Genomic DNA, 24,187 nt, shown 5'->3' on the forward strand with positions numbered 1-24,187 from the left:
GTCGATCCATTGCCGTGAACCGCCCGTTCCGTCCTTTACAGACCGTGTCCGTCGCCACATTGTTGCCATTTGGCGGAGAATAACAACCATGTCATCCGACTGTAGAAACCACTTCGCAACGCTTGCCGTGCACGCAGGCGCCAGTCCCGATCCCGTCACGGGCGCGCGCGTGACGCCTCTCTATCTCACCAACGGCTTCGCGTTCGAGACGCCGGAGGCCGCCGCCGACATTTTCGCGCTGCGCAAGAGCGGCTATTCCTACGCGCGTGGCGGCAACCCGACGGGCGCCGTGCTGGAAAAGCGCATCGCCACCCTTGAAGGCGGCACCAACGCGGTCGCCATCGCCTCCGGCCAGTCGGCTCTGCTCGTCATCCTGCTGACGCTGCTGAAATCGGGCGACGAGTACGTTTCCGCCAACCGCCTGTTCGGTGGCTCGCTCGGCCTGATGCGCCGCCTCGAAGAGCGCCACGACCTCAAGGTGACGTTCGCCAACCCGCTCGATCTCGACGCCTTCGCCGCCGCCGTCACCGAGCGCACGCGGGCCATCGTCATCGAGTCCATCGTCAACCCCTCGGGCGACGTGGTCGACATCGCCGCCGTGGCCGATATCGCGAAGAAGCATAACATCCCGCTCGTCGTCGACAACACACTGGCCACACCTTACCTGATCCGCCCCATCGAATACGGCGCCGACATCGTCTTCCATTCGCTGTCGAAGTTCATTGGCGGCCACGGGCAGGTGATCGGCGGCATCATCGTGGATGCCGGCAAGTTCAACTGGGCGGGCGACGCCCGCTACCCGCTGCTCTCGGAGCCGTGGGAGGACTACGGCGGCATCGTGCTTTCCGAGAAATTCCCGCAGACGGCATTCGGCGTCGCAGCCCGCGTCTACGGCATGCGTGATCTGGGGCCGGGCCTGTCGCCCTTCAACGCCTTTCTCGCCCTCACCGGCACGGAAACGCTGCACCTGCGCATGCCCCGCCACGTCGCCAACGCGCAGGCCGTCGCGCGCCATCTCGCCGGCCATCCGGCGATCGCCGAGGTGAGCTATCCGGGACTCGAAGGCCACCCGAACCACCCGCTCGTCCAGCGCTACACGCCCGAGGGGCCGGGCGCCGTGTTCACGGTGCGCGTCAAGGGCGGCGAGCCGGCGGCGAAACACCTCATCAGTACGCTGAAGATCTTCTCGCACCTCGCCAACATCGGCGAGACGCGCTCGCTGATCATCCATCCGGCGACGACGACCCATAAGAACATGCCGCCGGAGGAACGTATCGCCGCGGGGCTGGGGCCGGACGTGGTGCGCCTCTCCATCGGCCTTGAGGACGCGGCAGACCTGATCGCCGACCTCGATCAGGCGCTCGCCGGCTGAACCGGAAACACGCGCGCCGGCGACATCATGCGCCGGTGCGCGACCGCGTGGCCGAGAAGCAGCACGGCCATCGCCTGATGCAGCAGCGCCGCCCACAGGGGTGCGAACAGCAGCAGCGTCATGATGCCGATGGCGGCCTGCGCCAGTACCAGCCCTGCCAGCACGCGCGCCATCCGCACCGTCTTCGAGCCCGGCGCGGCCCTTGCCGCGTCGATGGCGTGCCAGACGACCAGCGCCAGCAGCAGATAGGCACCGACGCGGTGATTGAACTGCACGAGCGCGGTCGACTCCACCAGATTGCGCCACCACGGCGAAACCTGCAGCAGGGTGAAGCTGTCGGGAATGAGGCGCTCCGCCATCAGCGGCCAGGTGTTGAACGACATGCCGGCATTGAGCCCGGCAACCAGCGCCCCGAGCGCAATCTGCACCAGAATCGCCGCGACCGCGATGGAACCCGTGATCCGCAGCCGCGCGGGCACGGCGATGCGCGCATGCCTGTCGCGCAGGCCGACGGCGATCCACACCACCGCGACGAACAGGCCGCAGGCCGCGACGAGATGGAGCATGAGCTTGATCGGCGCGACAGCCGTCATGCCGGGTTCCAGGCCGGACGCCACCATGATCCAGCCGATGCCGCCCTGCGCCCCGCCGAGCAGCCCGATGGCGAGCAGCGTGGCGAGGAACCGCCCACGCACGACGCCCCTGTAGGCGAACCACAGCAACGGCAACAGATAGATGAAACCGATCAGCCGGCCGAGCTGGCGATGCCCCCATTCCCACAGATAGATGAACTGGAACTCACCCAGCGTCATGCCATGGTTGAGCAACTGATATTGCGGCGTGGCGCGGTACTTTTCGAACTCCGCCAGCCACGACGTCTCCGTCAGCGGCAGCAGCATCCCGGTGACGGGCCGCCATTCGGTGATTGAGAGGCCGGAGCCGGTGAGCCGCGTCGCGCCGCCGACGATCACCATCAGCACAATGAGCGCCGCCACCATACCCAGCCATATCCGCACCGAGCGGCGGGCGGGATCGGCCATTTTTTCGGCGACGGCGACGGATGGGGGGAACGTGCTGATCGTCATGAGTTGCGGCTTGACGCTTCCGGGATTACGGGTATCGATCAGCCCAAACATAGTCCGTCGACGCGCCCGGCACAACGCACGCGGATGCGGCAGATTTTCACGCCTGCGCGGCCTCCGGCCGCCGCGGACCCGAGCGGGGCAGACGACATAATGAAGCGGCGCACGCGAAAGTTCATCGGCACGATCGCCATTCTGGCGTTCGGCATCTTCTACGCGCTGCTCGTCATGGCCTTCGCCCATTCGCGCGTGCCGGAGTGGCCGAGCGCAGCGCAGCTCGCCTTCTATATCGTATTCGGCATGGGCTGGATCCTGCCGATCCTGCCGCTCATCCGCTGGATGGAGAAGCGCGGCGCCGGCGAGGAATAGGACAGCGCCGGCGGTTACGCGTCCGCCAGCGCCACGACGATGTTGTCGATCCCCTGCTCGCGTAGCGCCTCGTAGGCGGCGAAGGCGGCGACGTCGACGACATCGCCCTGTGCAACCAGCACCACGCCGTCGGCGCGCCGGGCCAGCCTGTCGGACAGATCGCCCTGCTCGTCCGCCCCCACCGCAGCGACGACCCAGTCGTAGGTCTGGTCGAGCGCGGCGAGCGCGAGTTCGGCTGCGTCGCCCGCCGGCAGGCTTTGCGCGATGGCCCGCCCGCGCTCCATCCGATGGAGCCGGGAACCGGGATCGCGGACGATGATTTCCGAAAACGATGCGCGGCCCTCGACGAGATCGGCGAAGCCGGCCGCCGCGACGTCGGCCGGTGCGGCGGGCAGCGTGAGATCGAGGAAAATGACCCGTTCCTGCAGGGCGAGCCGCCGCGCGAGTGCACCAGCGGCTGCCGCCGTGCGCCCGGACGGCGCCGCGCCGAGGACGAGCAAGCGCCGCCCTCTCTCGGGAACGGCGGCGATGGCGAGCCGCGCCAGCAGGGCATCGAGCGCATCGTCGCCCGCGCCCTCCACCCGCACCGAGGCAAAGGGCGGCCGCTGCGCGACCGGCGGCGGAACGGACCCTCCCGCCCGGATCGGGATGCTTGCGGGGGCGGCGGACGCAACAGGGGCGATATCGGCCGCCGGTGGAGGACCGGCCGCGGTTTCTGCCTCTCCCGCCGTGAAAACCGGCGGTGGCGCGCCGACCGCACCCGGCGCGAGGCCGCCGCGCGGACGCCCGCTCCGCCCGGTGCCGCCGCCGAACAGCGCGGTCGCGACGAGCGCGGCGACCAGGGCCGCGCCCGCGCCGACGCCCACCGGCACCGCGCGGTCGGGCGCCTCGGGCGAGCCGGCAGGGGTGAGAACGCGGGCAGCGCCCGCGCCGTCGCGCACGCGCGCCGCCTCATCCTGCAATCTTTCGCGCTCAAGCGCCAGTTGCAGGCGCGCCCGCTCGACGTCGCGGTCCATCGCCTCCTGGCGCCGGCGATTGTCATGTGCGGCAGCTATGATCGCTTGCCGCAGCCGGATGGCGGTATCGAGCTCCACGACACGCGCCGCCAGATGCTCGCGCTCACCGGCCAGCCATTCACGTGTCGATCCCTGGGCCTGCGAAATCTGGTCGTCCAGATCGGCGGCCCGCGCCGTGAGCGCCCGCACCCGCCAGTGCCGCGCCTCCCGGATGCGGCGCTCGGCGGCGAGTTCGGCGCGCAGCGTGAGCCGCTGCTCGACGAGGTGGCTCAACAGGTTCGCACCCTCGGACGGCGCGCGGAACAGATCGCCCGAGGCGCCCATCGTCTCGACCGATGCGAGACGGCGCCCGATCGCATCCTGCTCCGCCAGCAGTGCCGCCCGTTCGGCGATCAGCAGGGCGAGGTCGTCCGCGGCCGTGCGCGCACGCTGCGCGGTCTCACCGCCCGCCGGATCGGCCCGGAAGGCCGCGGCGGAATCGAGGCCGCGCTGCAGCGCCTGCTGCGCCTCGGCAACGCGCAGGGATGCAGCGCGCAGCGCATCGTCCCGCTCGGTGACGGCGGCCCTGCGACGGTCGAGGTAGACCTGCGCCACGACATTGGCGGCCCGCGCCGCGGCCTCCGCGTCGTCGGCCGTCATGGTGATGGACAGAATGCCGGTATCGTCTGCCGGGCGTGTGCCGAGCGCCTTCAGGAAAGCGCGTTCAAGGCCGGCCTCGCTGTCGCGCCCGGCGCCGTTCCTGCCCCCAGGTTCCCCCAGCCATTGACGGACGAGCCCGGGCAGGCCGTCCAGCGGGTCGCCGCGCAGTCGCGCGACCGTCTCCGCGCCAAGCAGCGCCACCGCTTCGCGCGCGAAATCCGGCGAGGCGACGATCGCCGCCGCAACCGATGGCCTGTCGCCCACCGGCGCGAGGCCCTGCCCCTCCATCAGCAGCAGCGACGTCTGCGCCGTGAAGCGCAGCGGCACCAGCGAAGCAGCAAACGCGCCCGCCAGCAGGGCGACGAGCCCGACCGCCAGTGCGACCGGCAAGCACCGCAGCAACGCGCGGGCGCGCCTCCCCGCTCCGGCGGGGATTATCGGCGCGGCGTAAACGGCGCCTGACGGCTGCGTCATGGGCTATTCACCTGGGCTACTTACCTGAGGCTGTTCATGGGGCCGGTTGACCCACGGTCGCAGGATGTCCGGACGGTATCCATCCGGATCAGGCAACAAGAAAAGCCGTTCAAGGTTGAGGTCCGGTTAACGGCGCCCCGGATCTGGCAGCGCCGGGAGGTGGCCCATAACGAAAAACCCCGGCGCAGGAGCGCCGGGGCCGTGGATCCCGATACGACGGAGAGCGCGTATCAGAAGTCGCGCTGCAGACGGATGCGCGTCTGGACCTGGTCCTCGTTGCGCTTCACGTAGTAGGGCTGGTTGAAGTCGACGACGCGGAAGCGGTCGCGCTCCAGACGGCCGTAGAGGACCTCGACACCGATGTCGAACTTGGACACCGGCGACCAGATCAGAGCCGTACCGGCCTGCCACATGTTGAAGTCGCGGAACAGCGCGTTGCTGAACTTGACCGCAGAGTTGTAGGACACGTCCGTGTACGAACCCCAGAGGGTCGAACGGACGCTCGGGGTCCAGTAGTGGACGCCGGCAGCGGTGATGTTGAAGCCCGAAGAGGTCTTGATATCGCCGTTGATGACGTAGCCATCGATCACGGTGTTCGAGACCTTGCCGGCAGTGGTGCTGCCGTTCAGGCCGAGGTAGCTGAGAGCGCCGTCCGCGTAAGCGGCCTGCAGCCACAGCACGTCACCCGCGCCGAGCTGCGGGAGCTTGAACTTCACGCCACCCTGAATGGCCCAGCCATAGGTGGTGTCGACGCGCGTGCCCCAGCTGCCGCCCCACGGATTGTAGATCGTGCCGGAGTTGAGCTGATGCAGGGCGCCCGACAGCTGAGCGGAGCCCCAATCCTGATCGACGCGCAGGTTGGCGATGACGTCGGGCAGACGCTGGCCAGCACGGTCGTAGTAGCTCGAATTCAGCTCGCGGTTGCCGCGGTCTTCGAGCGAGATGGTGGCCGAGAAGCCCGAACCGAACGTGGCGGTGTAGGCCAGCAGGTTGGTCGAGGTATCCGAACCAGGCGCGCCGCCGAAGCTGCCCCAGTTCAGGTCAGACGCGTAGAAGTCGAAGAACGACTGGGCCTGACCGGCGGTGATGCCAGCCCACTGGATGTAGGCCTTGTCGAGCAGCGCACCGTTGCTGGTGCCCTGGTTGCCGGTGTTCTTGTCGATCTGGAAGCGCATGTAGGCGCGCAGCGTGCCCCACTCGGTCGGCGTACGGACGTCGACGTTCAGACGGGCGCGGGCCTTGATGCCGGTGGCATCCTTGTAACGACCATTGCCAGCCTGGTTCGGGGAGGCGTTGGTGTTGCGCGGCTCGATGTAGACGTAGTCAGCACGGACACGGCCGGAGAGCTGGATGCAGCTATCCGTGCCGGGGACGTACCAGAAGCCAGCGCCGTACGTGGAGCAGACGCGGACGTATTCGACGGGAGCAGCCTTCGTGACGGGAAGATCTGCAGCCTGAGCTCCGGCAACCGCGGCGATGCCGGCGGCGGTTCCGAGGAGAAGGCTCTTCACGAGCTTCATTGTGTGACCTCCAGAGAGATATCGAGACCCTTACGAGAGCAGGCCGTCCCCTATAAGCCGCCTTCCAAGAGACCGGCAGATGAAGCGCCTTTGTTCTTCCGAAAACCAGTCTTGCCCCACAATGCCCCGCCGATAGACAGGTAATCTGCGACTCATCCGATTGTCCGGTTGCCCTCGACGCGACAACCATGACCGACCGACACCGTTCATTCAATAATTATGGAACGATTATGATGCGTTTTGAACCTTGTGTTGCGAAAACGCCACGCGAATATGAGAGGGAAACTTGATATAGATACAAGTCAAAATTTGGAATTTTCGGAAAAATTTTTCCTTTTCCGTAATAAACATGATGAAATATTCTCTCGAACCGCGTTAAAATTCATTAAATTTTTGTTAAAAAAACGCAGAGCGCCAATAGAAATCAAGTCAATAAGCTTTTCGGCGCCGGATATTTCTTCTTGTGGTTCAATATGGCGTGACTGCGTGGAATTATGTTAATGTCAGATATCACGCATGCCCGTACAGTTCGTGCCGAACCGATGACTGGGCTGTTTCCGCCCGCGCGGTGCCCGTGCCGCCGCAACCTTCACCCATCAAAAGAAAAAAGCAGCATGCCCCTGCGGACGTGCTGCCAGATAACACTGATTCGACACTCGATAGCATACGGTCGAATCAAGGCGATAAATCGACAATCCGCCAAACAGGCCGTTTATTGGCCGGAACGGGGAGCAGCAACACCACCATAGCGCCGGGCGCCGCACGACACGACCCCGGTTTTTGCAACGAACGGACATGAGCCCGTCCCCGTCTGCGGGACACCCGAAGCGGTTGTCCCACCGGACATCAAGCCCATGAGGCCCGATATCAATCGAGAGCGATGTTTGACGCCTCGCGGCCCTTGGCGCCGGCAACGACACCCATCTGCACGCGCTGGCCTTCCGCGAGATCGGTGAGACCCGCGCGCTGCAACGTCGAAGCGTGAACGAAAACGTCCCTGCCGCCGTCGTCGGGCTGAACGAAGCCGAAGCCCTTGTCGCGGTTATACCACTTCACCGTTCCGTTGATGTCCTCGGCCGGCCCTTCGATACGCGGCGGATAGCCGCCACCGAAACCGCCGGCACGCGGCGGACGCGCGGGACGCGACTGGGGCGGAAGGTCTTCGAGTTCGAGAACCTCGGCCACCTGAGGCCCCTTCGGACCGTCGCGCAGGCGAACGATTGCGCGCGCCCCCGCCTCGGCCCCGGAATGCCCGGCGGCTTCCAGCGTCCGCAGCGACAGGAACGCATCGCCCGAGCCGTCCGACGCGGCCACAAAGCCGAAGCCCTTGCTCGGATTGAACCACTTCACGGTTGCTTCGATGGCGGGCCCCGTCGGGCCGCCGATCGACTGGGGATAATAGCCGTTGTCACTGTCGTCACGGCTGGAATGGCCATACCCGCCATCGCGCGGCTCGAAACCGTCTCTACGGGCGCCCCGCCGGCGCGCGTCACGGGAATCGTCATATCGGTTCATACAGAAAGATCCAACTACAGGTGGTCAATGTTAACAGGACAGGCAACCCCCGCACGAACCATTCGTATGGTTGGCCCCTCTCCATCGCAGTTTACCGGCGACGGAGCATCATACCCTTGTTTTCGTCCATGTGCGAGGACGTTAATGCGAGAAAAATGAGTAATCGGGTCGATAGCTCTCTATTCGAGCACCACCAGCAGATCCTTGGCGTCCACGGGGCTGCCCGCGCTCACCAGAACCTCACGCACAACGCCGTCACGCGCCGCCCGCAAGGCGGTTTCCATCTTCATTGCCTCGATGGTGACGAGCACGTCGCCGGCCTTCACGCTCTGCCCCGCCTGCACCGCGAGCGTGGCGATCAGGCCCGGCATCGGCGCGGCGACATGGGCGTCGTTGCCGTCCTCCGCCTTGCGACGGGACGGCAGGTCCGCCACCGCCGCCCGGTTCGGCACCTTGATGATGCGCGGCTGGCCGTTAAGCTCGAAGAACACGCGCACGAGCCCGTCCTCGTCAGTCTCGCCGATGGCCTGCAACTGGATGACGAGTGCCTTGCCGCGTTCGATCTCAACGGTAATCTCGCCGCCGGGCTGCATGCCATAGAAGAAGTTGGGCGTCGGCAGCGTGGATACCGGACCGTACTTCCAGCTCGTCATGGCAAAATCGGTGAAGACTTTCGGATACATGAGATAGGAAGCCAGCTCCTGATCGCTGACCGGCCGGTCGATCTTGCCCGCCACCGTCTCCCGCTCCACGGGGAGGTCGGCCGCCGGGATGAGCGCGCCCGGGCGGGCGGTCGACGGCGTCTCGCCTTTCAGGACCTTCTTCTGCAGCGCCTCCGGCCAGCCGCCGGGGGGCTGGCCGAGATCGCCGCGCAGCATCTCCACCACGGAGGCCGGGAAGGCGATCTCGCGTGCCGGATCGAGCACGTCGGCGGGCGCCAGTTCCTGCGCCACCATCATCAGCGCCATGTCGCCGACCACCTTTGACGACGGCGTGACCTTGACGATGTCGCCGAACAGGTCGTTCGCATCGCGATAGGCGCGCGCCACCTCGTGCCAGCGCGTCTCCAGGCCGAGTGCCCGCGCCTGCTCCTTCAGGTTGGTGAACTGGCCGCCCGGCATCTCGTGCAGATAAACCTCGGACGCCCCCGCCCGCAGGTCGCTCTCGAAGGCCGTGTACTGTGCCCGCACCGCCTCCCAGTAGAAACTGATGCGGCGAATGGCGTCCGAATCGAGACCCGTGGCGCGCTCGTCGTTGTGCAGCGCCTCCGCCAGCGAGCCGAGACATGGCTGCGAGGTGAGGCCGGACATGGCGTCCATTGCCGCGTCGACTGCATCCACCCCGGCGTTGACCGCCGCCAGCACGCTCGCGGCGGAAATTCCGGAGGTGTCGTGGGTGTGCAGGTGGATCGGCAGGCCGATTTCCTCCTTCAGCGCCTTCACGAGCTTTTTCGCGGCGGAAGGCTTGAGCAGGCCAGCCATGTCCTTGATGCCAAGGATGTGGCAGCCCGCCGCCTCCAGTTCTTTCGCCAGATCGACGTAGTACTTCAGCGCGTATTTCGGCCGCGCCGGATCGTCGAGATCGCCCGTGTAGCAGATCGCGCCCTCGACGAGCTTGCCCGCCTCGCCCACGGCATCGATGGCGACGCGCATGTTCTCCACCCAGTTGAGACAGTCGAACACACGGAACAGGTCCATGCCGGCCTCGGCCGCCTGCCGGACGAAGTAGCGCACGACGTTGTCGGGATAGTTCGTGTAGCCGACGCCGTTCGCCCCACGCAGCAGCATCTGCAGCAGGATGTTTGGCGCGCGCTCGCGCAGCAGCGCCAGCCGCTCCCACGGGTCCTCGGAAAGGAAGCGCATGGCCACGTCGAAGGTCGCGCCACCCCAGCATTCGAGCGAGAGAAGCTCGGGCAGGCCCTTCGTATAGGCATCCGCCACCGAGACGATGTCGAAGGTGCGCATGCGCGTGGCAAGCAGTGACTGGTGCGCGTCACGCATGGTGGTGTCGGTGACGAGCACGCGCTTTTCGGCCTTCATCCAGTCGGCGAAGCCCTTGGCGCCGAGGCGCTCGAATATCTGCTTCGAGCCTTCCGGCAGATCATCGCGATGGAAGGCCGGCGGCGCGGGAAAGCGTGCCTCCGCCGGCGGACGGGCGCGCCCGCGCGCCTCCGGATGGCCATTGACCGTGACGTCCGCGAGGTAGCCGAGCAGCTTGGTGGCGCGGTCGCGCTTGCGCGGCATGGCGAACAGCGCCGGCGTCTCGTCGATGAAGCGGGTGGTATAGTCGCCGCGCAGGAACTTTTCGTGGTTCAGCAGCGCTTCGAGGAAACTCAGATTGGTGGCCACGCCGCGAATGCGGTACTCGCGCAGCGCCCGCACCATGCGTGCCACCGCCTCGTCCGGCGTCGGTGCCCAGGCGGTGATCTTCTCCAGCATGGGGTCGTAGAAGCGCGTCACCACCGCGCCCGAATAGGCCGTGCCGCCATCGACGCGGATGCCGAAGCCGAACGCACCGCGATAGGCGGTGATGCGGCCGTAGTCAGGGATGAAGTTGTTTTCCGGATTTTCCGTGGTGATGCGGCACTGCAGCGCATGGCCGTTGAGGCGGATTTGCTCCTGCGGCGGAATGCCGGTTTCGGCGACGTTGCCGACATGCCCACCCTCGGCCACGTGAATCTGGGCCTTGACGATATCGAGCCCGGTCACGGTTTCGGTGACCGTATGCTCGACCTGGATGCGCGGATTGACCTCGATGAAGTAGAAGGCCCCCGTGTCGGCGTCCATCAGGAACTCGACGGTGCCCGCCCCGACATAGCCCGTAGCGCGGCCGATCCTGAGCGCGGCCTCGCACAGCTCGGCCCGCTGCTTCCCGTCGAGATAGGGCGCGGGCGCGCGCTCGACCACCTTCTGATGACGGCGCTGGATGGTGCAGTCGCGCTCGAAGAGATGCACCAGCCCGCCGTGCGTATCGCCCAGCAACTGCACCTCGACATGCCGGGCGCGGCGCACGAGCTTTTCGAAATAGACCTCGTCCTTGCCGAAGGCCGCCTTCGCCTCGCGCCGCGCGGTCGCGACCACGCTGACGAGGTTGTCGGGCCCCTCGATCGGACGCATGCCACGCCCGCCCCCGCCCCAGCTCGCCTTGAGCATGACGGGATAGCCGATCTTCTCCGCGATGGTTCTGACCGCCTCCGGATCCTCGGGCAGCGGATCGGAGGCCGGCATCACCGGCACGTTGACGGAAATGGCGAGGTTGCGCGCCGAGACCTTGTTGCCGAGCGTACGCATCGTCTCCGGGCGCGGGCCGATGAAGATAATGCCGTTCGCGGCACAGGCATCGGCGAATTCCGGGCTTTCCGACAGAAAGCCGTAACCGGGGTGGATGGCGTCGACCTTCGCCTCGCGCGCTACGCGAATCACTTCATCGATGGACAGATACGCCTCAAGCGGCCCAAGCTGCCGGCGCCCCTCCTGGGCCTTGCCGACCTGATACGCCTCATCCGCCTTGAAGCGATGCAGGGAGAGCTTGTCCTCCTCGGCATAGATGGCGACGGTCTCGATCCCAAGTTCCGCCGCCGCCCTGAAAACCCGAATGGCGATTTCCGACCGGTTGGCCACAAGCAGACGGCGTATCTTCATCTACAGCTCCCCTACCCGCTCGCGCGCATCTTCCAGGCGCAACGCCCTCGCCACCCCCGATCGGCGGCGTTTGTTGCCGATTCTGTCTATCGAAACGGTTTTGTTGCCAAACCGGACGCATTGCAAGCATCCTTTTCGATCCGCGCGGGGCGGGCGCGAAACGGCCGCTCAGCCCACGCTCTCCACCGTCCAGCCCACGCTCTCGCCGCCGCGATACACATGGACCCGATCGCCGCCGGCGACATCGAGGTCTTCCGCCACGAAGCGGGAAGCACGCCGAAGGACGATCCGGCGCGTGTTCGCCGGCAGGCCGTAGTGACGCGGCCCGTTGAGGCTGGCGAAAGCCTCGAAATGGCCTAGCGCACTTTCCTCGTCGAATACCTGCGCGTAGGTGGCGAGCGCCACGGGCGCGACGAACAGGCCCGCGCAGCCGCAAGCGGCCTCCTTCGCCCGGCGGGGGTGGGGCGCCGTATCCGTGCCGAGAAAGAACCGCGGATTGCCCGATGTCACCGCCCGCCGCAGGGCCTGCCGATGCTGTTCGCGCTTGGCGATCGGCAGGCAATAATAATGCGGTCGGATGCCGCCCTGAAAGATGGCGTTGCGGTTGAACATGAGATGGTGCGGCGTCACTGTCGCGCCGACGCCTTCGCGCGCGCCCGTCACATAGTCCACGCCTTCCTGCGTCGTCACGTGCTCCAGCGTGACGGTCAGGCCCGGAAAGCGGCGCACCAGCGGATCGAACACGCGCTCCAGGAACACGGCCTCGCGGTCGAAGATGTCCACCTCCGGATCGGCGACCTCGCCGTGCACCAGCAACGGCACGCCCGCCTTCTCCATGCGCGCCAGCACCGGATAGACCTTCGCGATATCGCTGATGCCGAAATGGGAATTCGTCGTCGCATGCTGCGGATAAAGCTTCACCGCAGCAACTGTGCCTTCCGCATGCCCGGCCACGACGTCTTCGGGCGCCGTATCGTCCGACATATAAAGCGTCATCAGCGGCGTGAAGGCGGTGTCCGGCGGCAGGGCGGCGCGGATGCGGCCGCGATAGTCCCGCGCCTGCGCGGCGGTCACGACGGGCGGCACGAGATTGGGCATGATGATTGCCCGGCCGAAATGTGCCGCCGTCGCCGGCAGCACCGCCGCGAGCATGTCGCCATCGCGCAGGTGCACGTGCCAGTCGTCCGGCTGCAGGATTGTCAGGCTGTCAGTCATGCCACATGTTCCGCGCTGCTGTATCTATTGCTCCCGCACTCGGGGCCGCGTTGTAGCAGGCCTCGCGGGCTGCGCATATAGAATTGTCACCCGCGCGGCGACCTGCCGGCACAGCGCGCGTCAGATGATGGGCGGCAGTCCGCCGTCCTGCGTGCCGTTAGCGTCCTCGGCGCCGCGCTGCGCCAGCCTGATCAGCGATTCGCCGCATTTCACCGTCGAGCTGTCGTCAAGCTGCAGCGTGAGGCTGACATTGCCTGGCAGGATCACCGTGACGAGCGGAAACCCGTTGCGGCTGGAGCGCGCCGCGATCCAGCGCAAAACTGGGAACTGGCAATCGTCCACCGGCGTGCCGGCAACCGGACGTGAAGCGCCGGCATGGGTTGCCACCGCGGCCGTCAGGAGCGCGCGCCCGAGATGCGCTGCCTGCGCGCTCGTCAGCGGCAGGGCGGTTTCGGCGTGCGGGGAGCGCGCCTTCAGAAGGACCTGATCGCCCTCGCCGACCTCTGCGTGAAACGTCAGGGCCAGCGGTTCCTGCGCCCCGTTCTGCGGATTCTGAGAGGTCGCGTCACTCATCTTGCAATCTCCATTACCTGATTCGTGCGCCACTTTACACGAACACCGGGAGCCCCTGAAACGGCAGGCACCATATGCATGACCAATGTGAGGGCGATGACAAGGAAAAAATGCCTGCTCTCATACGGCGCCCGCCTCCCCACAACCCCCGCCCCGCAATGCCCGGCATCAATAACGGAGCGAAAGAGAGTTTATGAATCCCTCATTTTTTGTAAAACATCATCCATAAACTCGCATCAAGAAGACGTTATAAATATTCGCAAGTCATTAACCTTTCTTTTTCATGGCATTTGTAATTGAATTACACTCATCACTATTTTGCGATCTGGAATCTGAACATGCCCAGCGGAAATTGACAGTCTGTGCTTGTACGTGTTACGTTCTCAGCACTGATCGTCAGCGGCAATCCATCCTTGCCCGGCCGCATGTTGGGGAATCGCATGTCCTGTGCCTCTCGCATTATCGGCACGCTGGTTGCCGCCTTCGTCGTCGCCGGATCGTCCTTCCCTGGCGGGGAGCCGGCACGGCCATCGCTCCTCGCCCTCCTGGGGCCTTCTGCGGCATACGCTGCCTCTGACATTTCTCTCGCGAATATCGGGATTTCCGGAAACGGAGTCGAGATCGCGATCCCGAGCGCGGCCATTACCGGCTCCAGCCTGCCGGAAGCGGAACTGCGGGCGCTGTTCGCCACGGGGGCCGGATCGCTGCCCGCACGTCTCGGCACATTGTCGGCGACGCGCATCGCGATCCCCGAACTGACCGTGACGCAGCACTCCGGCGGCGTGCGGCAGGTGACAACCTATTTCGACATGGAATTGCATGATGTCGTCAACGGCGTCATCGGATCGCTCCGCTCCGCGCGCAGCGCCGTCACGGCCACGCTCACCGACGACAGCGGGGACAAGGTACAGTTTACCGGCACCTCAGGCGAAACCTCGGTCGAGAAATTCGATACCGTGCTCCTTGCGCGCCTTTTCGGCGGCGATGAAACGGACGGCGCCGCGCGGGATCGGGAGCAGCCTGTGCAGCCCCTCCATGGCCCGTTTTCAATCAAGGATTACCGTGTAACCGGCAACGCGGACGACGCCACGTTTTCGATGGAGATTGCCGGAATCGACGGCGAGGGCCTCTCCGTGCGACCGGGCAGCACCTCCCTGTCGGAACTGGCCGGACTGGCGGAAGCTGGGAGCGGCAATTTCGACTCACTGTCGCCCGACGGCAAGCGCAAGGTGCTCGCGGCACTTGCCGGCCTGCTCTCCGGCCTCGAACTGGGCGAGACCACCGCTTCGGGCGTCGCCGTCTCGCAGACCGGCGCACACGCGAAAGAGGACAACTATTCCCTGCGCGTCGATACGATCCGAACCCGCTTCATCGACCGGAAGCTAGGATTTTCGTTCGAGGGAATTACGTTCGAAGGCAACGCCGGCAAGGCCTCGGTGCGGACTTTCGCTGTGGAGGATCTCTCGTTCAGGTCGACGGCAAGCGCGCTGGCCGAGGCCGCGCGGCCCGATCCGGACAACCCCGATATCACGCTCGATAACGCGCGCCTCGCGCCGGAGGGCGGGCGGCTGCGCGTCGAAAATGTCAACGTCGATTTCAACATCGATGATGCGGACGGGAAACAGGTGAACGACGCATCTGGACGGGTGGCTTTCTCGATCGCCTCGTTCACCAGCATGACGGATCTTGTGCCGGACGGGGATAGCGCGCAGTTCGAAACCGTTCTCGACGGGTTTCATGCGCTCCTGCCCGCGACCGACAATGACGGCGTCAACCAGTTGCGGGAGCTGGGCTACGACGAGGTCACCCTCTCGGCGACCGCGCGCGGACACTGGACAGCGGAGGGCGGCCGGCTCGCCGTCGAGGCACTGTCTCTGTCGGGAAAAGAAATCGGCAGCATCGACGTGCGAGCACGGCTCGGGCAGGTGGACAGGCGCGCCTTTTCCGGCGACACCGATCTGGCGTTGCAGGCGCTCGGCAAGGCCACGTTGCACGACATCACCCTCACCCTTGAAAACAAGGGCCTGTTCGAGCGGATCGTCAAGCGGCAAGCCGCGGATGCCAGCCCGGACGACGTCAAGCAGCAGTTCGCCGCACTCGCGACGATAGGCATTCCGGCTGTCATCGGCGACTCCGCCGCCGCACGAAAGATCGCCTCAGCGGTAGCGCGCTTCGCAAACTCGCCGGGCAAACTCGCCCTGACTGCGACGGCCAGGGATCCCGCCGGCGTCGGCATCGGCACCATCGATTTCGGCGCCTCCGAACCGCGCGCCATTCTGGACCGTTTCGACATCAGCACGGCAAACGAATAAGCATCGCGACAAGGCGCCCGCCAAAGCATGATCCCGGAAAAAGATCATGCTCGATCAGAGAGATGGATCGGGATGACGATTCAGCGAAAAGTCATCCCGGCCCGACGGGAGGCGCCTTGCCGGCTCTGCTCAGGCCCGCTGCGGCTGCGCGCCGGCCTGTCGCTGCGTTTCGGTCTGCGCACGTGCCTCGACGACGGCAACCGCCGTCATGTTGACCACGCCGCGCGCCGTGACCGACGGCGTCAGGATGTGTGCGGGCTTTGCCGGGCCCAGAAGAATGGGACCCACCGGCAGCGCGTCCGCCAGTACGCGCGCGAACTGGAAAGCGATGTTCGCGGCGTCGAGCGTCGGCAGGATCAGCACATTGGCCGCGCCCTTGAGGTGCGAGGACGGCAGTGCCCGGTCGCGCACCACCTGCGACAGCGCGGCATCGGCCTGCATTTCGCCGTCGGCCTCAAGATCGGGCGCGCGCTCGCGCAGCAGCGCCAGCGCAGTGCGCATCTTGCGCGCCGAAGCAGTGTCGGCGGAACCGAAGTTGGAATGCGACAACAGGGCGATGCGCGGCTCGATCCCGAACCGGCGCACATGGACGGCGCAGGAGACAGCCATATCCGCGATTTCCTGCGCGGTCGGATCGGGGCGAATATGCGTGTCGGCCAGGAAGTAATGGCCCTTCGAGGTGATGACGAGGCTCATCGCGGCGAAGTCGTCGACGCCCGGCGCGACGCCGATGATGTTGCGGATATGCTTGAGGTGGGAGTCGAAGCGGCCCTCCACCCCGCAGATCAGCGCGTCGGCATCACCCCGCAGCAAGGCCACGGCGGCGATCACGGTGGGGTTTGTGCGCATCAGCGTGCGCGCGGCATCCGGCGTGATGCCCTTGCGGCCAGCAGCCTCCAGATAGGTGGCAACGTAGTCGCGGTAGCGCGGATCGTCTTCCGGATTGATGAGATCGAAGTCGCGTCCCGCCTCGATCGACAGGCCGAAGCGCTTCAGGCGGGCATCCACCACGGCGGGACGGCCGATGAGGATGGGCCGCGCGATGCCATCCTCCACCACCGCCTGCGCCGCCCGCATCACGCGCTCATCCTCGCCTTCGGCGTAGATAACGCGGCCCGGCTCCGAACGCGCCTGACTGAACAGCGGCTTCATGATGAAGCCGGAGCGGAACACGAAACCGTTCAGGGAGTCGGCATAGGCATCGAAATCCGCGATGGGCTTGCGCGCGACGCCCGATTCCATGGCTGCCTTCGCGACAGCGGGCGCGATGCGCAGGATCAGGCGCGGGTCGAACGGGTTCGGAATGAGCGACTCCGGGCCGAAGTTGGGCGTTTCGCCGCCATAGGCGCGCGCCACCACTTCCGAGGGCGCCTCGCGCGCCAGTTCCGCAATTGCCTTGACGGCCGCGGCCTTCATCGCCTCGTTGATGGTCGAAGCCGCGACATCGAGCGCGCCGCGGAAAATGTATGGAAAGCAGAGGACATTGTTGACCTGGTTGGGGTAATCCGAACGCCCCGTGCAGATCATCGCATCGGGCCGCGCCTCGCGCGCCGCCTCGGGCAGGATTTCCGGATTGGGGTTGGCGAGCGCGAGGATGAGCGGCTTCTCGCCCATCTTCTTCACCATCTCGGGCTTCAGCACGTTCGCCGCAGAGAGACCAAGGAAGATGTCCGCGCCCTCGATAACCTCGCCAAGGGTTCGCTTGTCGGTGTTCTGGGCATAGATCGCCTTCCAGCGGTCCATCAACGCGGCGCGGCCCTCGTAGACGACGCCCTCGATGTCGGTCACCCAGATGTTCTCGCGCCGCGCGCCGAGCGACACGAGCAGGTTGAGGCAGGCAAGCGCCGCCGCGCCCGCGCCGGAAGCGACGATCCTGACCTTGTCGATCCGCTTGCCTGCCAGCGCCAGCGCGTTGGTGACGGCCGCGCCGACGATGATGGCTGTGCCGTGCTGGTCGTCGTGGAACACCGGGATGTTCATGCGCAGCTTGAGCCGCTCCTCGACCTCGAAGCACTCCGGCGCCTTGATGTCCTCAAGGTTGATGCCGCCGAACGTCGGCTCCAGCGCGGCCACGACATTGACGAGGCGCTCTACGTCGTTTTCCGCCACCTCGATGTCGAACACGTCGATGCCGGCGAATTTCTTGAACAGGACGGCCTTGCCCTCCATCACCGGCTTCGAGGCCAGCGGCCCGATGTTGCCGAGACCGAGCACGGCCGTGCCATTCGACACCACGGCGACGAGGTTCTGGCGGGTGGTGAGGCTGTCGGCCTCCGTCGGGTCTGCCGCGATGGCCTCACAGGCAACGGCGACGCCCGGCGAATAGGCGAGCGCGAGGTCGCGCTGGTTGCCGAGCGGCTTGGTCGGCTTGATCTCGAGCTTTCCCGGCCGGGGGTTGCGGTGATAGAAGAGAGCCCCCGATTTGAGATCTTGCGAGATATTGCCGGTCATTGGCGCGATGTCCCCTGTCTTTGGCGAATGGCTGGTACGAATTTCCGGGTCTGGTGTCCCGCCGTCCGTTTGTCGCGTGTCGGTGCACGTTCGTCAATGCTCTGTCCCGCCTTCGGCTTGCGTTCCAGGAATAGCTGATGTCCCTTTTCAGACGTGTGAAACGCTGGCGCAATCCGCACAATGAAACGCGGCTTTTTCTGGCGCGCGATATTCGCCGTTACGGATTTTCCGTTGGCGCGCATAGCTATGGCCACCCCAAGGTGCGCTTCGCCGACCAGGGGCACAGCCTCGCCATCGGGCGTTTCTGCTCCATCGCCGACAAGGTCGAGATTCTGCTCGGCGGCGGCCATCACCTGCACTGGACGACGACCTACCCGTTTTCCGCCTTCCCGGACCGGTGGCCTGGCAGCGAGACACTGCCGGATTATCGCGCGGGCGGCGGAGACGTTTCGATCGGATCGGACGTGTGGATCGGATCGGGGGCGATGATCATGCCGGGCGTGACCATCGGCCACGGGGCCGTGATCGCGGCACGGGCGGTGGTAACGCGCGATGTACCGCCGTATGCGATCGTGGCGGGCGTGCCGGCGCAGGTCGTCCGGCACAGGTTCCCGCCCGACGTCATCGACGCTCTCCTCGACACGGCCTGGTGGGATCTGCCCGACGCCGCCATCGCCACCCTGCTGCCGCTGCTGCAGAGCGAGCGGACGCCGGAACTGATCGACGCCATCAGGCGGCTGCGGACGACCGGCGCGCTGTCAGCATAAGCCGGCCCTTGAGGGCAAGCGCAGGCTGCTCGACGAGATACCACGACAACGCGGCGACGAGCGCCGACAGCACGAGGGCCGGCCCGATCATCGCCCACGCGGCGATCTGCGGAAAGAAGCCGAACAGAACCTGCTGCACCGGCCAGCCATAAAGATAAAGGCCATAGGACAGATCGGCCCGCGGGGGCCTGCGCAGCAGCGGCGGCACGGCGAGCGCGAACCACAGCACGCCGTAGGCCTGCGTCACGAACAGCAACGTCCGGTAGAGCGGCGTGCCGGCAGCAAGCCACACCGCGAACGCCAGCACCGCGAGGAGCAGGAGGCCGAGGCGAACCCGGTCGCGATAGAGGAAGAGCAGGCTTCCTGTCATGAAGATGAGCGGCAGCCGGATCGCCGTCTGCTGGCCCTTGCCCGCCTCGGGATACAGAAAATCGAGCAGGAGGCTCGCCGCGGCGAGAGCAATGACGCCGGCGAGAACCAGTGTCCGGCGGCGCAATACGCCGGCCATGCCGATGGCAAGCACGAGAACATAACAGGCGATCTCGTATTTCAACGTCCAGACCGTGCCGAGCGCGAACCGGAACGGGTTGTCCTCGAACACACCCGGCAGCGGCGCGGTGCTTTTCAGCGTCGTCAGCGTCGCCTGCACGAAACGCCACAACATCGGATCGCGGAAGTAGTCGCCGGGCGACAGCTGCGTCAGCAGCGGGCCCATGACGAAAGCGCAGAGCAGAACGGCAGCGACGAGCGCCGGCGCGATGCGCAGTGCGCGCGCCACGACATAGTCGAGCGGCCCGCGCCGCATGAAGCTCATGGTGACGAGAAAGCCGGACACGGCAAAGAAGCCGTTGACAGCATGCTCACCCAGCGAAAAACCAGTCGTGGCATGCAGCGGCTCATCCGCACCGATGCCGGTGCCGACGCTGAAGGCGTGCGAGACGACGACCGCCGCCGCCAGGCAATGGCGGATCAGACTGAAATTGTCGCCGCCGCGCGCCATCGCCGTCTCGATGGTGGCGCCGTACCGATATGAATCTTCCGCCATTCAGGTTCCCGATTGCCGACGACAGCCGGACTGACCCGAACACAAATAGCAGAATCGTTACAAATTGCGAAACCGCGAATGACGTCCCGTTTTCGGCGCCGTTCCGCTCCCGTCGTCTTCCGGCCCTCACCTGCCGGGGGAAGTCGCGGCGCCCGGCTCAAGCCCCTGCCGCGACAGCGCGTTGCGGCCCCGCAGCCACGCCCAGGCGCCGGCCGCCGAACCGCCGTAGCGGACAGCGCGGACACGATCGAGAATGAGCAGCGAGCCCAGTGCCTTGAGGCCGTTGACGAGCGCCATGCCCGGCGCGGGGTCGGGCAGCCCGTATTTGCGGCTGATATAGGCGCGCGACCATGCGAGGTGCCAGCGGGCGTTGAAGGCGCGTGCGAGATCGGGTGCGCTCGAAGCGCCGCGCTGATGCTGCGCCGTGGCCTCATGCACATGGACGAGTGAATGACCGGCATCCGCAAGGCGCCGGCACAGGTCGTCATCCTCGTAGAACAGGAAGATGTTCTCGTCGAACCCGCCGGCATCGAGAAAGGCGGCGCGCCGCACGAGCAGCACGGCGCCCGAGAGGAAAGGGGCGCAGCAATCGCCCTCCGGAAAGCGCCGGATGGCCTTCGGATTAGGAAGATACGGCGACAGCAGCGAGCGGAACTGGAAGAAGAAGCGCCCTTCCCGCTCGACGATGCGCGGCGCGAGCAGGGCCGCATCGGGATAGCGCCCGGCTGCCGCGACGAGCAGCGCCAGCGCGCCGGGGCCGAGTACGGCATCGGGATTGACGATCAGCACATGATCGGCCGCCGCCATGCGGATGCCGATGTTATTGGCGCGGCCGTAACCCTCGTTGCGGGGATTGCGGATGACATACGCGCCGTGTGCCTCCGCAACCGCCACGGAATCGTCGCTGCTCGCGTTGTCGACGACAATCGCCCGCGCGCCCTCCCGCCTCAGTGCATCGAGGCAGGCGGGCAACACGCGGGCGCTGTTGAAGCTGACGACGACCGCGTCGACCGGCTCCATCTCAGGCCGGCTTTTCCGGCAGGTTCAGGCGGATATGCAGTTCGCGAAGCTGCTTCGCCGTCACTTCGGAGGGCGCGCCCATCAGGATGTCCTCGGCGCGCTGGTTCATCGGGAACAGCACGACCTCGCGGATGTTGGGCTCATCGCACAGCAACATGACGATGCGGTCGATGCCGGGCGCAATGCCGCCGTGCGGCGGGGCGCCGTAGCTCAGGGCGCGCAGCATGCCGCCGAACTTCGCCTCCAGCACGTCCTCGCCGTAACCGGCGATGGCGAAAGCCTTGCGCATGATATCCGGGCGATGGTTCCGGATCGCGCCCGACGACAGCTCGATGCCGTTGCAGACGATGTCATACTGGAAGGCAGTGATGTCGAGGATCGTCTTCTCGTCGGCGGGATCGAGCGCGAGGAAGGCGTCGTGGTCGAAGTTCGGCATGGAGAACGGGTTGTGCGAGAAGTCGATGCGCTTCTCCTCCTCGTTCCACTCGTACATCGGAAAATCGGTGATCCAGCAGAGGTCGAAGCGGTCCTTCGCGGAAAGGTCGAGTTCGTCGCCGATCCGCAGGCGCGCCGCGCCGGCGAGCTTCGCCGCCTTCAGCACCTCGCCGGCCGAGAAAAAGACAGCGTCCCCCGCGCCGACGCCAGCTTTCGCCGCAATGGCGGCCTGCACGTCGGCCGGGATGAACTTGGCGATGGGCCCCTTGCCGACGAGCGCGCCACCCTCGTCCTCGAACACGATGTAGCCGAGCCCCGGCGCGCCTTCGCCGCGCGCCCAGTCGTTCAGCTTGTCGAAGAACGAGCGCGGCTGGCTCGCCGCGCCAGGGGCGGGAATGGCGCGCACGACGCCGCCCGACTCGATCACGCCGCGGAACGCCTTGAAGGTGACGCCCTCGGCGAGGAATTCCTGCGAGACGTCGGCGATGACGAGCGGGTTGCGCAGGTCGGGCTTGTCGGAGCCGTACTTCAGCAGCGCCTCGGCGTACGGAATGCGCGGGAAGGTCTGCGTGACCTGCCTGCCGTCGGCGAATTCATCGAACACGCCGCGCAGCACCGGCTCCACGGCCTGAAACACGTCTTCCTGCGTGACGAAGCTCATCTCGATATCGAGCTGGTAGAACTCGCCCGGCGAGCGGTCGGCGCGGGCGTCTTCATCGCGGAAGCAGGGCGCGACCTGGAAGTAGCGGTCGAAGCCCGCGACCATGAGGAGCTGCTTGAACTGCTGCGGCGCCTGCGGCAGCGCATAGAACTTGCCCGGATGCAGGCGACTCGGCACCAGAAAGTCACGCGCGCCCTCGGGCGAGGAGGCGGTGAGGATCGGCGTCTGGAACTCGAAGAAGCCCTGCTCGCGCATGCGGCGGCGCAGCGAATCGATCACCTGCCCGCGGCGGATGATGTTGCGGTGCAGCTTGTCGCGGCGCAGATCGAGAAAGCGGTACTTGAGGCGCGTCTCTTCCGGATAGACCTGATCGCCGAACACCTGCAGCGGCAGCTCCGCCGCCGGGCCGAGCACTTCGAGGCCCGTGATGTAGATCTCGACCTGGCCCGTGGAAAGATCGTCGTTTTCGGTGCCCTCGGGGCGGTGGCGCACCTTGCCGTCGATCCTCACCACCCATTCCGAGCGCACCTGCGACACGGCCTCGAAGGCCGGCGAATCGGAGTCGGCGACGCACTGCGTGAGGCCATAGTGGTCGCGCAGGTCGATGAACAGCACGCCGCCATGGTCGCGGATGCGGTGGCACCAGCCTGACAGACGCACTTCGGCGCCGATATCGGATTCGCGCAGAGCGCCGCATGTGTGGGAACGATAGCGATGCATGACGGAACAAGCCACAGTAGATGACGGGAAAAGAACACCGACGCGCCCGGTCGACGCGACAGACCGGCGGGAGAAGTCCACGACGGGCACCGCTTGTCAAGCATCGTGCCGAAAAAGACGCCGGATTGGCCGCTAAATCGCCGCGACCCCCGCGACAAGCGCCGGCCGCTCCGCTATAGCGGGACCATTATGGATCTGATTTCGACAACAGACATGCTGGCGGCGGCCTGCGCGCGCCTCGCACGGCATCCGTTCGTGACCGTGGATACCGAATTCCTGCGGGAGACGACCTTTTTCGCGCGGCTCTGCCTCATCCAGATGGCGGGCCCCGACGAGGCGGTGCTTGTCGATCCGCTCGCCCCCGATATCGACCTTGCCCCCTTCTTCGCGCTGATGACGAACGAGGCCGTGGTCAAGGTGTTCCATTCGGCGCGACAGGATGTGGAGATCATCTGGCAGCGCGGCCACGTCATTCCCACGCCGCTGTTCGACACGCAGGTCGCGGCCATGGTCTGCGGCTATGGCGATTCGGTGTCCTACGAACAGCTCACCAACGATCTCGCGCACCAGCGCATCGACAAGTCGTCCCGCTTCACGGACTGGTCGCAGCGGCCGCTCGACAACCAGCAGTTGCTCTATGCGGAATCGGACGTCACGCATCTGCGCACCATTTACGGCGCGCTGTCCGACGATCTCGCGCGCAGCGGGCGCCTCGGCTGGCTGGATGAGGAAATGGCAATCCTCACCTCGCCGGACACCTACGAGCTGAAGCCGGAGGATGCGTGGCAGAGGCTGCGCGGGCGCGTCCGGAAGTCGCGCGAGGTCGCCGTGCTGATCGAAGTCGCCGGGTGGCGGGAAAACGAGGCGCGCACGCGCGACGTACCGCGCTCACGGGTGATGAAGGACGACGGCCTTGCCGACATCGCCGTCCATGCCCCGCGCTCCGCGGAGGCGCTGGGCCGCCTGCGCTCGATCCCCAACGGTTTCGAGCGTTCACGCGCCGGCACAGAGATCCTCGCTGCGGTGGAGCGCGGCCTGGCGCGCGATCCAGCCACGTTGCCGCAGCTCGAACGGCCGCGGGGGCGCAATGGCGGCGGCGCGGTGCTGGAGCTGCTGAAAGTGCTGCTGAAGAGCGTCGCCGAGACGGCGCGCGTGGCACCCAAGATCCTCGCTACCGTCGACGATCTCGAAGCCATCGTCGCCGATGACGATGCCGACGTGCCCGCGCTGCAGGGCTGGCGGCACGGGTTGTTCGGCGAACAGGCGCTGAAGCTCAAGCACGGCAGGCTCGCCATCGCCGTGGAGGGCAACAGGGTGATCCTGATAGAGCGGTGATGCCGGACTTTTTCGAGGGCCGGGC

The 24,187-nt window shown here is 66.1% G+C and carries 16 protein-coding genes; 5 read left to right on the forward strand and 11 right to left on the reverse strand.

The annotated features are described in order from the left end of the window. Window positions 1-88 precede the first annotated feature (88 nt). Window positions 89-1,372: an O-acetylhomoserine aminocarboxypropyltransferase/cysteine synthase family protein gene (locus ACFFJ7_RS04700; protein WP_377590902.1), complete on the forward strand. Its 1,284-nt coding sequence runs from the start codon at window positions 89-91 to the stop codon at window positions 1,370-1,372. Here the strand turns inward: ACFFJ7_RS04700 and ACFFJ7_RS04705 are convergent. Continuing rightward, complete coding sequence (locus ACFFJ7_RS04705; protein ID WP_377590903.1) at window positions 1,354-2,457, reverse strand: COX15/CtaA family protein; 1,104 nt, start codon at window positions 2,455-2,457, stop codon at window positions 1,354-1,356. The genes ACFFJ7_RS04700 and ACFFJ7_RS04705 overlap by 19 nt on opposite strands. Before the next feature lie 150 nt (window positions 2,458-2,607). Between ACFFJ7_RS04705 and ACFFJ7_RS04710 the strand changes: the two genes are divergently transcribed. After that, window positions 2,608-2,823 carry a DUF2842 domain-containing protein gene (locus tag ACFFJ7_RS04710; RefSeq protein WP_377590904.1) on the forward strand — a complete coding sequence of 72 codons (216 nt, stop codon included), beginning with the start codon at window positions 2,608-2,610 and terminating at the stop codon, window positions 2,821-2,823. Between the two features lie 14 nt (window positions 2,824-2,837). Here ACFFJ7_RS04710 and ACFFJ7_RS04715 read toward each other — a convergent pair whose 3' ends face one another. The 6 genes from ACFFJ7_RS04715 to ACFFJ7_RS04740 all read right to left on the reverse strand — a co-directional run bounded on the left by ACFFJ7_RS04715 (window position 2,838) and on the right by ACFFJ7_RS04740 (window position 13,416). After that, window positions 2,838-4,952 (reverse strand): GumC domain-containing protein, encoded by a 2,115-nt coding sequence (locus tag ACFFJ7_RS04715; protein WP_377590905.1) that lies wholly within the window; start codon window positions 4,950-4,952, stop codon window positions 2,838-2,840. Window positions 4,953-5,182: 230 nt separating this feature from the next. Next, the gene (locus ACFFJ7_RS04720; protein WP_166947666.1) at window positions 5,183-6,472 is read right to left on the reverse strand and encodes a porin; all 1,290 of its coding nucleotides are present in this window, start codon (window positions 6,470-6,472) and stop codon (window positions 5,183-5,185) included. Between the two features lie 867 nt (window positions 6,473-7,339). Then, the gene (locus ACFFJ7_RS04725) at window positions 7,340-7,987 is read right to left on the reverse strand and encodes a cold-shock protein (RefSeq protein ID WP_166947668.1); all 648 of its coding nucleotides are present in this window, start codon (window positions 7,985-7,987) and stop codon (window positions 7,340-7,342) included. Between the two features lie 179 nt (window positions 7,988-8,166). After that, window positions 8,167-11,628: a pyruvate carboxylase gene (pyc, locus tag ACFFJ7_RS04730; RefSeq protein WP_377590906.1), complete on the reverse strand. Its 3,462-nt coding sequence runs from the start codon at window positions 11,626-11,628 to the stop codon at window positions 8,167-8,169. A 168-nt stretch (window positions 11,629-11,796) separates the two neighbouring features. After that, entirely contained in the window at window positions 11,797-12,843 is a 1,047-nt protein-coding gene (gene pyrC, locus ACFFJ7_RS04735) for a dihydroorotase (RefSeq protein WP_377590907.1), read from the reverse strand. A 120-nt stretch (window positions 12,844-12,963) separates the two neighbouring features. Beyond that, a complete protein-coding gene (locus ACFFJ7_RS04740) occupies window positions 12,964-13,416 on the reverse strand; it encodes a hypothetical protein (RefSeq protein ID WP_166947677.1) in 453 nt (150 codons plus the stop codon). Window positions 13,417-13,856: 440 nt separating this feature from the next. Here ACFFJ7_RS04740 and ACFFJ7_RS04745 point away from each other — a divergent pair, with 440 nt between their 5' ends. Further along, window positions 13,857-15,728, forward strand: a complete 1,872-nt coding sequence (locus ACFFJ7_RS04745; RefSeq protein WP_377590908.1) for an aq_1923 C-terminal domain — start codon at window positions 13,857-13,859, stop codon at window positions 15,726-15,728. A 129-nt stretch (window positions 15,729-15,857) separates the two neighbouring features. Here the strand turns inward: ACFFJ7_RS04745 and ACFFJ7_RS04750 are convergent, their stop codons facing one another. Beyond that, a complete protein-coding gene (locus tag ACFFJ7_RS04750) occupies window positions 15,858-18,179 on the reverse strand; it encodes an NADP-dependent malic enzyme (RefSeq protein WP_377590909.1) in 2,322 nt (773 codons plus the stop codon). Between the two features lie 137 nt (window positions 18,180-18,316). Here ACFFJ7_RS04750 and ACFFJ7_RS04755 point away from each other — a divergent pair, with 137 nt between their 5' ends. Beyond that, window positions 18,317-18,946, forward strand: coding sequence for a CatB-related O-acetyltransferase (locus tag ACFFJ7_RS04755; protein ID WP_377590910.1), 630 nt, complete (start codon window positions 18,317-18,319; stop codon window positions 18,944-18,946). Here ACFFJ7_RS04755 and ACFFJ7_RS04760 read toward each other — a convergent pair. The 3 genes from ACFFJ7_RS04760 to aspS all read right to left on the reverse strand — a co-directional run bounded on the left by ACFFJ7_RS04760 (window position 18,909) and on the right by aspS (window position 22,827). Beyond that, window positions 18,909-19,991, reverse strand: coding sequence for an acyltransferase family protein (locus tag ACFFJ7_RS04760; RefSeq protein ID WP_377590911.1), 1,083 nt, complete (start codon window positions 19,989-19,991; stop codon window positions 18,909-18,911). The two genes, ACFFJ7_RS04755 and ACFFJ7_RS04760, sit on opposite strands and share 38 nt — an antisense overlap. Before the next feature lie 126 nt (window positions 19,992-20,117). Next, window positions 20,118-21,011 (reverse strand): glycosyltransferase family 2 protein, encoded by an 894-nt coding sequence (locus ACFFJ7_RS04765; RefSeq protein ID WP_377590912.1) that lies wholly within the window; start codon window positions 21,009-21,011, stop codon window positions 20,118-20,120. 1 nt (window position 21,012) lies between these two features. Further along, entirely contained in the window at window positions 21,013-22,827 is a 1,815-nt protein-coding gene (gene aspS / locus ACFFJ7_RS04770; RefSeq protein WP_377590913.1) for an aspartate--tRNA ligase, read from the reverse strand. Between the two features lie 189 nt (window positions 22,828-23,016). Between aspS and rnd the strand changes: the two genes are divergently transcribed. Next, window positions 23,017-24,162: a ribonuclease D gene (gene rnd / locus ACFFJ7_RS04775; RefSeq protein WP_377590914.1), complete on the forward strand. Its 1,146-nt coding sequence runs from the start codon at window positions 23,017-23,019 to the stop codon at window positions 24,160-24,162. The last annotated feature ends 25 nt before the right edge of the window (window positions 24,163-24,187 follow it).

Source organism: Pseudochelatococcus lubricantis (assembly GCF_042432495.1).
GTDB classification, from domain to species: Bacteria; Pseudomonadota; Alphaproteobacteria; order Rhizobiales; family Beijerinckiaceae; genus Pseudochelatococcus; species Pseudochelatococcus lubricantis.